The organism is Microbulbifer maximicatervae (SeqCode), from assembly GCF_056231245.1.
Window position 1 is genome coordinate 4,525,901 of sequence record NZ_CP174334.1, and the last position, 11,179, is coordinate 4,537,079.

The following is an 11,179-nucleotide window of genomic DNA, read 5'->3' on the forward strand; positions in this document are numbered from 1 at the left end:
GTTGCCAGGAAAATTCGATCAGGCCATGAAGAGCCTGTTTATTCGCCGGAAAGAAAATAAAAATTCACAAAATGAAATCCATGCCTTAAGAGGCAGCGTTACAGTGGAAAACCCATCTGCTTTGCTGCCTCACCTGAGAGCCATAAAAAATTTATGGATCAGAGGAAGTGCTGGACTTTATTTTTATAGCTGCGGCTCATTTTTAAACATTCGCCGCTATCTAACACCAGATGGTATTCACCATTAATATGGGCTCGTATCTCCCGTACTCGACTTAAATTGACGATAGTCGAACGATGAATCCGTTGGAACAATTTCGGGTCCAACTGCTGCTCCAGCTCTTTCATGGTGATACGCATCACATGGGTCTCACCCCGAGCGTGCACACACATATAATCACCGGCAGCATCGATCCAGTCGATTTCACTGGAGGGCACCAAAGTTATTTTGCCCGCATCTTTCACTGCAATTTTGTCCGGATAGGCACTACCGGCAAATTGCCCGCTAACCAGCTTCTGCTCCAACACCTCAGGGGATTCCTTGGTCAAATCGGCAACAGCTTCGAGTAATTGCTCTCGTTGGTTAGCGATATCAGCGTTGGCTCTCTGTTCCCTGACTCGGGTAAGAGCCAACTCCAAGCGCTCTTCTTCGATGGGTTTTAATACGTAGTCCACCGCATTGATTTCAAAAGCCTCTACCGCATACTGGTCGTAGGCCGTGACAAATACCACATGAGGCAGAGAGTCCAACGGAATCAACTGGACCAGTTGCAAACCGTTTACGCCGGGCATCTGGATATCCACAAATGCTACATCGGGCCTCAGCTCCAGTATTTTCTCCAATGCATCGCGACCATTGCCGCTCTCTGCAACCACCTCTATATCAGCCATCTGCTCCAGGCGCAGCCGCAAGCCGCGACGAGCCAGGGGTTCATCATCGACAACGATCGCCCTCAGGATCTCTACTCCACTCATTTATTTATTCCTGTTCAAAGGGAATACGAATATTTACCGACAAGCCCCCTTCCGGACGATTGCGGAAACGCACTCTCTGGTCATCGCCATAAAGAGCCTTAAGGCGCTCACAGGTATTGCGAATACCCACTCCGTAGCCTTTGCCAATCAGGCGCAGCTCCTCTTCCGACATACCGGGGCCGTTATCACTGACCTCCAACAACAATTCGCCGGCGAAAACCCGCGACTTGATGCCAATCTCACCGCCCCACTCCAGTTGTGCAATCCCGTATTTGATCGCGTTTTCAACCAACGGTTGCAACAACAGGCTCGGCACCAGGGCCTGGGGGGACTCCCCCTGTAAATCCAGATTCACCCCCAAGCGATCGGCGAAGCGCACCTTTTCAATGTCCAGGTACAACATCAGCGCCTCAACTTCCTTCGCCAGGGTGACCTTCTGCATGGGGTCATTATCCAGGGAATGGCGCAGGAATTGAGACAGGCGTGTCACCATATTGTTGGCCGTGCGCCCGTCATTATCGAGGATCAAGGTGGAGATTGCGTTGAGTGTGTTAAACAGGAAGTGAGGATTCAACTGGTAACGCAGCATTTTTAATTGAGCCTGATGCGCCATTGATTCCGCCCGCAACGCCTTCTCCTGCTGCGCCTGAGAGGAGCGGTAATACTTGATGCCGTAATAGAGCGCCGCCCAGGTCATCAGAATCAGAAATGAATAGGTGAACCAATAGATGGCCAGGAGTGCCGGGTGCTCATCACCATCGTGACCATACAGCCACAGGGAGCCGCTGAACTTTATTGCCGCCCAAATCACCGCCGCCATCACTACCAGCAATAAAGAACCTATTAATCGCAGCGCTGGAGGCTTACTCCACAGGCGGTGAAAACCCAAACGCATGCTCTCGCTGAGAACAACTCCCGCAGTAGTGGCAACTATGATGTAGCCAGAGTGAATCCAGTGGTCATTCACCCAAAAAAAACTACCTACAAAGGTCAACAGCGTATAGCCCCCCCAACCAGAGAGCTGCAGGGCCCAGTATTGTGAACGACGACTGGCCAGCTTCTGTGAGAGCCACTGAAGTGTTTTGCTTCCCATAATCTCCCGCTTATTGGGTAAAAATCTATGCGCCGATTTGACACTAATCGGCAGCTTCATACTAAATGGCGCCGAAAGCCGGCGAAACACCACCCGGCGCAGCAAAGAGACAAACTGCCGCATGACGTACTGGTTATTTAAATCTGAGCCCGATGAATACAGCCTTCAGGACCTCGCTGCCGAATCCAGCGGTTGCGGTCGCTGGGATGGTATCCGCAATTACCAGGCACGCAATTTTTTGCGCGATAAGGTGAAGGAAGGAGATGGCGTGCTGTTTTATCACAGTGCCTGTAAGGTGCCGGCAGTTGTGGGCTCCGCCGAAGTGGTTCGCTCTGCCTACCCCGATCCGGCCCAGTTCGACCCGGAAAGCAAGTACTTTGACCCCAAGTCCAGCGAGGATAAACCGCGCTGGTACTGCGTCGATATTCGCTGGCGAAGTGAGTTCCAGCGGCCGGTGCCCCTCGCAGAAATCAAGGGCATCCCCCAGTTAGCAGAGATGGTGCTGGTAAAACAGGGGCGCCTGTCTATCCAGCCAGTTTCCGGTGACGAATGGCAGCTACTCCAGCACTTGGGAAGCTCCACGCCGCGCTAGACGATACCTTTTGTCTGGGCGATGTACAGGCTCAGCAACGATAGCAGCGTCAATAACGCTAACAAGCCTAGTAACAATACCCAGGGACGGAAAGGCTTGCGTTCGACACTGTTGATGCCGGACTGCAGGTATTTATCGACCTTGGCTTGGTCTTCATCGGAGAGTTTCTTTTCGGAGGGATCTAACATGGGCACTTTCGCTCGTTATTTTTGTGCCCTGAGTTTAGGAGAAAGCTTTCTACAGCTCCACAAAAAAGCCCCGCGATGCGGGGCTTTTTAACACTTTCTTTGGGGGCTGTTAGAACAGCTCTTCCTCCAAGTCCATCAAGCTAGCGCTGCCTGCATTGACACTGCCGGCCAATGCCTGGGTACGTGGCAACAGGCGAGCAAAGTAGAAGCGCGCTATCTTTATCTGGCCGCTGTAGAAGCTATCCGCTTCCGCTTTCGGCAGCGCCGCAGACACAATTTTCGCCCACATAAAGGCGTAAGCGACGTAGCCGAACAGGTGCAGGTACTCTACAGAGGCAGCACCCGGTGCGTGGGGGTCTTGCTGAGTGGCGGCAACCATATTCTCAGTTGCTTCACGCAGGCGTTGCATCTCAGCGATGAGCGGCTGGATAAACTCTGCCATTTCCTCTCGATCAATCTGGGCATCGATAAAGCCCTGTACATCTGCAGCAAACAATTCGAATAGAGCACCGCCAGTGGCTACAGTCTTACGGCCCACCAGATCCAGAGCCTGGATACCATTGGTTCCTTCATAGATCTGGGTAATACGCACATCGCGTACCAACTGTTCCTGGCCCCATTCGCGGATATAACCGTGGCCACCGAAGACCTGCTGACCGAGGATCGTGCAATCCAATCCCATATCGGTAGTAAAGGCTTTGGCTACCGGGGTCAGCAAGGCAACCATATTCTCCGCGTTCCTTTTCTCTTCACCCTCGCCGAACTTGGAAATATCCAACCACTTGGCCACGTAAGTGGACAGGGCGCGGCCACCATTCACCAAAGCTTTTTGGGTAAGCAGCATACGGCGCACATCCGGGTGCACAATGATGGGGTCTGCGGCTTTCTCCGGCTGCTTGGCGCCCGCTGGAGAGCGGCTTTGGATACGGTCGCGAGCGTATTCAACAGCATTCTGATAGGAGCGATCTGAAGCGCCGAGGCCCTGGATACCGACACCCAGACGCTCGTAGTTCATCATGGTAAACATGGCCGCGAGTCCTTTGTTCTCCTCGCCGACCAGCCAGCCTTGGGCGCCGTCGAAGTTCATCGCACAGGTAGCGGAGGCCTTGATACCCATTTTGTGCTCGATCGAGCCACAGTTCACATCATTGTGCTCGCCGATGCTGTTGTCTTCGTTCACCTTGTATTTGGGCACCAGGAACAGCGAGATGCCTCTCGGTCCCTTGGGTGCGTCTGGCAATTTTGCCAATACCAGGTGAATTATGTTTTCGGACAGATCCTGATCACCGCCGGTGATAAAGATCTTGCTGCCGCTAATGCTAAAGCTGCCATCGCCACGGGGCTCGGCCTTGGTGCGGATAATACCCAGGTCTGTACCGGCGTGAGGCTCGGTAAGGCCCATGGCACCAGCCCAGGTTCCCTCATACATCTTGGGCAGGTATTTTTCTTTCAGCGCATCACTGGCGTGGGCATCAATTGCCAGGCAGGCGCCGTTAGTCAGAACCGGGTAGAGTGCAAAAGAGATATTTGAAGCATTGATCATCTCCTCAACCTGAGCGCCCAGCATTTTCGGCATACCCATGCCGCCGTATTCCGGGTTGCCCAGCAGTCCACCCCAGCCGCCTTCACAGAAGGTGGCATAGGCTTCTTTAAAGCCTTTCGGCGTGGTCACCACACCGTCATTCCACTGGCAGCCCTCTTCGTCGCCAGTGCGATTGATCGGATCCAGGGTGTTGGCAGCCAGCTTGGCCATCTCTTCGAGAATCGCATCTGCGGTCTCACGATCTACCGCTCCAGCCAACCCGGGCAATTCCGCCCAGAGTTTTTCCGCAGCAAATACCTCGTGAAGTAGGAAGTTCATCTCCCTTAGTGGCGCCTTATAGTCGGCCATGCTCCCGGTCCTCATTCAAGTGTTTCAAACGCTCGTTTGAATCTAGGGCCGAAGCGCCCTAATGTCAACAGTCTCGGGCTTTGAGGAACCTGACAAGCACTCAGTTCTAAAGAGTGGGAACAATCTGTTGAATGGATGCTGTACCGCTCACTAGAGCCGGCTGAAAAAACTGCTGCTAGTCTACATTGGTGCTCCTTCGCAGTAGAACGCTGACGAGTTCGGCTAACTTATCCTCAGCTAATAGTGGAATCTCATCACTGGGTACAAATGAATAGGGCTCATCTGCATATCGCGGGATGATTTGCACATGCATGTGATCTTCAGACTGGCCTGCGGACACTCCGGAATTGCAGAATGTATGAATACCATCTGGCTGAAATGCCTCTCGCAGAATATCAACACCCGTTAGGATCAAATTGCTGACATCTGATAAAACTACCGAGTCACAAGCGGTAAAATGATTCGTGTGCAAAGAAGGGATTACTAACAATGCGCCTTTACTGCGCTGCCTCGGATTTACCGCCAGGCAAGCGTGCTTCATCTCCTTTACCAGCGGAACACTCGAATGCATCAGTGTACATAGCGGGCACGGCCTTCGAACTCGAAACGTATAAGGCACAGCAAACTCAATACAAGTTATGATCGTTTTATAATAGGGGTTATTTCGAGAAATTGAGAGCACCGCGTAGACGTGCAGCTTCCTTCGCCCTCTCCGGCGAACTCCATTGCGGACACGAAAAAATATCCGTATAGCGATATTTTCTACCCGCTTTCCTATCACTCCTGGGGACAATCTCCCAAACTAAGTGAAGATAGGATCGCCCCGTAATTCCCCCCCAATCACACCAGACATTGGTACCATCCGGATCATAGAGGTTTTCTACTGCAAAAGTAGACTCCCTGACACACTTAAACAGATCGCGGAACTCACTCTGATTGAATGTGGAAAAATCCGTATGATAGGCGTGAGGCACCACCACCACATTCCCCCTAATTCTCGGACGTATCGGTATTAGTGCGGTCGCAACATCATTTTGACAGACAATAAATTGCGACCTCTCCCCCGGGGTACTCAAGCAATAACCGCATGGGCATCCCTGTTTTGACAAAAGTAAGTTAGACAATTGTGATACGGGCCTCACTACCTTTCATTACACAAACATTAGCCAAAACGCCGATTGGTAAAGTCAACATGGGATCCGTATGCCCAAAACTTAGATTCGCCACTATTGGAAAGTCGAAATCTGCACAAGCCTCAAGAACCGTATCTTTTAGCGTGACGCCGGCAATATCAGTGCAATATGGAGAGCGTCCAATAAGCATACCTCTAACGTGAGAGAGTATCCCTGATTGACGCAGATGGGTAAGGGCACGACGAACCCTCTCTAGTCGCGCTTCTTCAGCATGGGCCTCCCAGAAAAAAATAATATCTGAGGGGATATTAAGATATGGCGTACCCACAAGCATATTTAGCGTCTCTATATTCCCTCCAAACAATATCCCCTCACCCAGCCCTTCTCGATAAACTATTCGGTGACTGTCTTTTCCCATCAAACGACGCCGTTGCGGACTTTCACCCCAGTCAGTAAATTCACGAGTCCATGCAGCAGGATCTCTTAGCTCTGTCAAGGTCTCATTATTACCGATGGCAGAAAAAAGGTTCTCGATCGTAAAAGCAAAAGGCTGAGGGTATTCGCCAAACTGGGGTAACAGCGTGGGGCCAAAATAAGTAGTCCATCCACTCAAACTAAAAATACCTAAAATCAAGGCTGTCGCATCGCTGTTGCCAATTAACACTTTGGGGTATCGGCAAACAATATCTCGATTCAAGTGTTCTAATATTTCAGCTGAGTTGAATCCTCCAATTGAACACATGATTCCCGCAATCGAGTGATCGAGTAATAAACTCTCAAACGCCTGAGCCCGCTCCAATGCAGTCCCTGCCGTAAATCCTCTTGAAAAGCACACCTGCTCCGGCAGTACAACCTTTGTATTCAAGGTTCGCTCCAAGGCTTTGACGCTCCGAATTAATCGGTCAGGATATTCACTTGCTACATTTGAAGAGGGTGAATATATTGCTATCGCCTTTCCCGGTATTAACTTAGGATAAAACCTGTTATTCATATTGATAGCGTAAACTTTTCATTTCGAACATTGTTTCTCTGGGCTTATGCCCAGAGCGCCCAAAGTTTACCGACATTGCATCATTATTCAGGCCAGTCAATGGTTAGCCCCTGCCGTCGTAACACATCAACAAGCTGATTATATTTTTGCTCCTCTAGTAACAAATCAGACTTTCCTATTTCATTAACCGCTCGCAGGAAAATTTGATGAAGGCTAGCTTGACTCAAATAAAGATCCTCAGGCTTCAAAGTACGAGGGTGAGTGTTATGAAGTTGTTCTACCCAGTCGGTCGGCAATCGCTGCTCTAATCGCCGATCCCCCTGTAATTTAACACCTGTAGCCTGTTGAATAAGTGGGATAATGGCATGTTTACGTGTAAAGGCGAGAGAGTCACAAGCAGCCAGACTCTCACCTCTTTTAATTTTTGCAAATGTATACCAAAGCCATCCACAATAACGAGGAATAATATCCTGCACTGACATTGATTCCGTATCAGGCATGGTGTTTTGGTTGATAGGAATATCTTTACGCAAGACGATGAATGGTTCTTGGATACAGCAGGGAGGATCTGTACAATACAAAAAACTTATATCTAACTTTACAATCCAGTCATCTTGTCGAGTATAGAAAACAAGTAAATTTGGGATTCCCGCATGCACAGCAGAGAATGTCACGCAAATATTAAAATACCGGGTGAACATCTGCTCAAATTCAGCTCTGGCCCTATTGAGTGGATTAGTCGACTCATAGACTGCCGTGATATCCAAATCACTAAAAGCATCGGCTTCACCAGATGCGATGCTTCCACCTATAGTTATAGTCACTGGTGCATCTTGTTGATTTGCCCATGAATTGATAAATGAAAGTATGGGGTGTAAGTGCTGAGGTACTCTATCTTCAGCTAATCCCAGTGAGCTAATTCTTACCTGATTAGAAATATTGTAACTTGAAGGGTCCCTATCGAAAGAACTCATGGTGACAATTCAAATCCATTTCTACGAGGTAATATCTGGAGATCCCGAATATCATCGTGTTGGAGCACCCACATCAAAAATCGCTCAACACCCATGCCAAATCCAGCCGTTCTCAATGGGTAAACCCGCTTCATATTCGTATACCACTTATAGGATTCTGGATTTACCCCATGTACCTTCATAGCTGTGAGAACGGCCAGATCGTCAACATGTCTCTCACCACAACCAACCACTTCGCCACATCCAAATAAGAGATCACTATTTAATGCGCTATAGCCGTTTTTATCCATGGCTTGATAAAAAGGAACAATTCCATGGTCCCACTTGGTAACCCAAACAAAGGGGCCAATAGTTCTGATAAGCTCTCGCTCTCCCGCTCTAGTAAGATTTCGCCCGTAATCCGTTTTATCGATAAACTCCGGCTTGTCCTGAAGAAGCTTGGCGGCTTCATCAAAAGTAACAGAATTAAAAGTTAAATCTCCGTTTGCCACTGACTCTAAGTGACTTAAGCTGCCGATTGCTCGTGTAATTGACTCAGCTTGCTCCCTAAGTATCGCTTCGCAAAGCACACGGATATATCCTTCAGCCAAAGACATAGCCTCATCCAAGTCGCCACTAATTTCTACCTCGCTGTGCATAAACTGACAGAGATGTGTAGCGTCCCAGTCCTCCCCACGAAATGACGGCATTAGATAATAAGCGCCCCGAGGCTTCATTCGACAACACAACTCAAGCTGAAACTGCATGGAGTCGGCTAGATATGTTTCCTGACCATTTAATTGAATACTCACAGGAATTGAATCACTGCCCAGCCCAACTGGGCTCGAAATACTACCAGTCGTAACAGGTAAGTGAACGGTTCCAATTCCCTGGCCTCGCCAGAACATTGCTGTCTCTCGAGTAAGTATGTCTTGCAAATCTACCAGCAAGTTAAACCAAGAATTATTTGCTAGTTTCAAGTATCTGCTGGGATCTTCAAGAATCGGTGGTTGCCAGCCATTTGTATGCTCATTCGTAGTCAATTTCCCAACCCCAATCAAAGAGATATCCCCATAAGAATATATCCATCTACTTTTTACTGCTGGACGATACAAATTTTTGGTGCGCGTTTTGTTTCCCCCTTTAATAAATCAATAACGCAAATCCAATAACTGCAATAACCGAGTTAGGAAATAATGAAAAATTAGAGAAAATCACGCCAGCTTTATCCGAATAACTACATAGACTATAAATTAAACATTGTCATGAATATTCTTGCAAAAAGCTTCTCAATTAACGATGAAGAATCAAACCTGTATCCTTTTGGTTGATCTCGAATGTACTTGTGATAACGAGCCGCCCCTCCCTCCAGAAGAAGCCGAAACCATAGAGTTGGGTGCGATAGTGGGAAGTTTGACACAAAAATCTTTTGTTCAATTAGATGAAAGGCAGCTATACGTAAAACCCTTTCTTCACAGGAAATTGACACTATTTTGTACCGAATTAACGGGTATTACTCAGGAGCAGGTTGATAAGGCCTCGTTGTTACCCGGGGTACTGGATAAATTCAAAGATTGGCTTTCCAACTATGAATTAGCCGCATGGGGCAGCTGGGGAAATTTTGATGCATGGCAATTGCGCATGGAAACAGGCAGAAAGGAAATAGCAAACCCCTTACAGTACCTGCCTCACATTAATGTGAAGCAAATATTCGCTGACAATAAAGGACACCGCGTCAACCTAGCCAAGGCTATTAAACTATCGGGGCTTACATTTAGTGGGCGACTGCATTCCGGTATCGATGACACACGAAATATCGCCCAACTTCTGGAAAATGATATCGCCCTACGAACTAGCTTTTTAAATCAGATATAATCAGGCCTAGTAATATCACCTTGTAAGGACAGCATTTTGCGCCTTCTCCTTATCCTACCGCCCCATCAGTGATCGGCTTGGGCAATTAACCCATCGATATCCAGGTACTGGGCAGCATTGCGATAGTTCGCGGCGCTATCGAATGGAAGAGAGCCTAGAAGAGGAGCCGGCAGTAGAGCCTTAAGGGTATGCAGATTCTCCTCTGCGCGAGCCATACCCTCACCACGTACAAAGTTGGCTACCCAACCCACTAACGGAAGCCCATCACGGCGGATTGCCTCTACTGTGAGTAATGCATGGTTGATACAGCCAAGTTGCATGCCCACCACGAGTATGACCGGTAGGTTTAGTTCCCGGGGCAACTGGGACAGAAAGCTTCTTGGGCCCAACGGGGTGCGCCAGCCACCAGCACCTTCGATCAAAACCAGGTCGGCCCCTGCAGACATCACTCCCCGACAGACGCCAGCCATCCGCGCAACATTTAACTGCTTACCCACCTCTGCGGCCGCTATATGCGGAGCAATAGCGGGCTCCAGGGCAAAGGGGTTTACTTGCTGGTAAGGCAGCTTCAGAGTCATCGCTTCCTGGAGCAAAAGGGCATCTTCATTGCGCAGGCCATCATCCGTGTGCTCACATCCAGATGCCACAGGCTTCACTGCCGCCGTTTGCAAGCCTGCCTCCGCCGCTGCCGATAGCAGTGCGGCGCTCACATATGTCTTGCCGACCTCGGTGTCAGTACCGGCGATAAAATAGGTTTTTGCCAAGGCCTAACCCCCTCCTCCAATAAAAGTTAACTTTTTTCATAACGTGACTTTTCACGCCACTCAGATGGTGATAAATTAACCCGGTAGCGCAAATTTTGAACAAATCAGGCCGTACATCGATAAGAAGGCACGGGGTTGCGCTCACACAATAACCCCCTTTTAAAGGGGACAGACAGCAGGGATGCGGTGTCATTGCGAAATAACCGACAACTACCCGAACTGCTTAAAGACCATGCGATACCTGACCTTTGCCCTGCTCCTGCTGGTGCCAATCTTTGCTTCAGCGAAAGTTGATCCCGTTGACCACGTCGTAGTTTATAAGTCCAAGAAACTCATGCAGCTGATACGGGACGGCCGTGTCGTGAAAAGCTATACCGTGTCTTTTGGCGATAACCCCAGGGGACACAAGGTTCGCCAGGGGGACGAGCGCACCCCTGAAGGCCGCTACACACTGGACTGGAAGAATCCCAACAGCCGTTTTTACCGTTCAATCCACGTGTCCTATCCCAACAAGCAGGACCGTGCACGGGCAGCCAAAATGGGGGTCAGTCCCGGCGGTGACATTATGATCCACGGTATCAAGCCCCAATGGTCCTATATGGAAAAACACCTGCGCCGCACCAACTGGACCGATGGCTGTATCGCCGTGGCCTCCAATCGCGAAATGGACGAAATCTGGGCTCTGGTGAAGACGCCAATCCCTATCGACATCTACCCCTGATCTC

At 49.4% G+C, this 11,179-nt stretch carries 13 protein-coding genes; 3 read left to right on the forward strand and 10 right to left on the reverse strand.

Annotation, left to right across the window (positions count from 1 at the left end):
* Nucleotides 1–158: 158 nt before the first annotated feature.
* Nucleotides 159–974 (reverse strand): LytR/AlgR family response regulator transcription factor, encoded by an 816-nt coding sequence (locus ACJJIS_RS19860; protein ID WP_444912010.1) that lies wholly within the window; start codon nucleotides 972–974, stop codon nucleotides 159–161.
* A 4-nt stretch (nucleotides 975–978) separates the two neighbouring features.
* The gene (locus ACJJIS_RS19865) at nucleotides 979–2,067 is read right to left on the reverse strand and encodes a sensor histidine kinase (protein ID WP_444959218.1); all 1,089 of its coding nucleotides are present in this window, start codon (nucleotides 2,065–2,067) and stop codon (nucleotides 979–981) included.
* A gap of 121 nt (nucleotides 2,068–2,188) precedes the next feature.
* Here ACJJIS_RS19865 and ACJJIS_RS19870 point away from each other — a divergent pair, with 121 nt between their 5' ends.
* A complete protein-coding gene (locus ACJJIS_RS19870; protein ID WP_444914894.1) occupies nucleotides 2,189–2,659 on the forward strand; it encodes an EVE domain-containing protein in 471 nt (156 codons plus the stop codon).
* Here the strand turns inward: ACJJIS_RS19870 and ACJJIS_RS19875 are convergent.
* The 7 genes from ACJJIS_RS19875 to ACJJIS_RS19905 form a co-directional block, all read right to left on the reverse strand.
* Nucleotides 2,656–2,847, reverse strand: coding sequence for a DUF3094 family protein (locus ACJJIS_RS19875; RefSeq protein WP_413664201.1), 192 nt, complete (start codon nucleotides 2,845–2,847; stop codon nucleotides 2,656–2,658). The two genes, ACJJIS_RS19870 and ACJJIS_RS19875, sit on opposite strands and share 4 nt — an antisense overlap.
* 109 nt (nucleotides 2,848–2,956) lie before the next feature.
* A complete protein-coding gene (locus ACJJIS_RS19880) occupies nucleotides 2,957–4,738 on the reverse strand; it encodes an acyl-CoA dehydrogenase C-terminal domain-containing protein (RefSeq protein ID WP_475708890.1) in 1,782 nt (593 codons plus the stop codon).
* Between the two features lie 175 nt (nucleotides 4,739–4,913).
* Nucleotides 4,914–5,279 carry an HIT family protein gene (locus tag ACJJIS_RS19885; RefSeq protein WP_475708891.1) on the reverse strand — a complete coding sequence of 122 codons (366 nt, stop codon included), beginning with the start codon at nucleotides 5,277–5,279 and terminating at the stop codon, nucleotides 4,914–4,916.
* Between the two features lie 118 nt (nucleotides 5,280–5,397).
* A complete protein-coding gene (locus ACJJIS_RS19890; RefSeq protein WP_475708892.1) occupies nucleotides 5,398–5,880 on the reverse strand; it encodes an HIT domain-containing protein in 483 nt (160 codons plus the stop codon).
* Nucleotides 5,855–6,862, reverse strand: coding sequence for a S66 family peptidase (locus ACJJIS_RS19895; protein ID WP_444914897.1), 1,008 nt, complete (start codon nucleotides 6,860–6,862; stop codon nucleotides 5,855–5,857). Before ACJJIS_RS19895 ends, ACJJIS_RS19890 begins: the two co-directional genes overlap by 26 nt.
* Before the next feature lie 83 nt (nucleotides 6,863–6,945).
* A complete protein-coding gene (locus ACJJIS_RS19900) occupies nucleotides 6,946–7,836 on the reverse strand; it encodes a hypothetical protein (protein WP_475708893.1) in 891 nt (296 codons plus the stop codon).
* A complete protein-coding gene (locus tag ACJJIS_RS19905) occupies nucleotides 7,833–8,930 on the reverse strand; it encodes an amino acid--tRNA ligase-related protein (RefSeq protein ID WP_445355179.1) in 1,098 nt (365 codons plus the stop codon). Before ACJJIS_RS19905 ends, ACJJIS_RS19900 begins: the two co-directional genes overlap by 4 nt.
* 160 nt (nucleotides 8,931–9,090) lie before the next feature.
* Between ACJJIS_RS19905 and ACJJIS_RS19910 the strand changes: the two genes are divergently transcribed.
* A complete protein-coding gene (locus ACJJIS_RS19910; RefSeq protein ID WP_444934751.1) occupies nucleotides 9,091–9,690 on the forward strand; it encodes a 3'-5' exonuclease in 600 nt (199 codons plus the stop codon).
* Nucleotides 9,691–9,755: 65 nt separating this feature from the next.
* Here ACJJIS_RS19910 and bioD read toward each other — a convergent pair whose 3' ends face one another.
* A complete protein-coding gene (bioD, locus tag ACJJIS_RS19915; RefSeq protein ID WP_413664193.1) occupies nucleotides 9,756–10,454 on the reverse strand; it encodes a dethiobiotin synthase in 699 nt (232 codons plus the stop codon).
* Nucleotides 10,455–10,635: 181 nt separating this feature from the next.
* Here bioD and ACJJIS_RS19920 point away from each other — a divergent pair, with 181 nt between their 5' ends.
* Nucleotides 10,636–11,175, forward strand: a complete 540-nt coding sequence (locus ACJJIS_RS19920) for a L,D-transpeptidase family protein (RefSeq protein ID WP_444934750.1) — start codon at nucleotides 10,636–10,638, stop codon at nucleotides 11,173–11,175.
* The last annotated feature ends 4 nt before the right edge of the window (nucleotides 11,176–11,179 follow it).

Coding starts and splice junctions, on each gene's coding strand:
- ACJJIS_RS19860 (WP_444912010.1), bottom strand. CDS start 974: ATGAGTGGAGTAGAGATCCTGAGGGCGATCGTTGTCGATGATGAACCC.
- ACJJIS_RS19865 (WP_444959218.1), bottom strand. CDS start 2,067: ATGGGAAGCAAAACACTTCAGTGGCTCTCACAGAAGCTGGCCAGTCGT.
- ACJJIS_RS19870 (WP_444914894.1), top strand. CDS start 2,189: ATGACGTACTGGTTATTTAAATCTGAGCCCGATGAATACAGCCTTCAG.
- ACJJIS_RS19875 (WP_413664201.1), bottom strand. CDS start 2,847: ATGTTAGATCCCTCCGAAAAGAAACTCTCCGATGAAGACCAAGCCAAG.
- ACJJIS_RS19880 (WP_475708890.1), bottom strand. CDS start 4,738: ATGGCCGACTATAAGGCGCCACTAAGGGAGATGAACTTCCTACTTCAC.
- ACJJIS_RS19885 (WP_475708891.1), bottom strand. CDS start 5,279: ATGAAGCACGCTTGCCTGGCGGTAAATCCGAGGCAGCGCAGTAAAGGC.
- ACJJIS_RS19895 (WP_444914897.1), bottom strand. CDS start 6,862: ATGAATAACAGGTTTTATCCTAAGTTAATACCGGGAAAGGCGATAGCA.
- ACJJIS_RS19900 (WP_475708893.1), bottom strand. CDS start 7,836: ATGAGTTCTTTCGATAGGGACCCTTCAAGTTACAATATTTCTAATCAG.
- ACJJIS_RS19920 (WP_444934750.1), top strand. CDS start 10,636: ATGCGGTGTCATTGCGAAATAACCGACAACTACCCGAACTGCTTAAAG.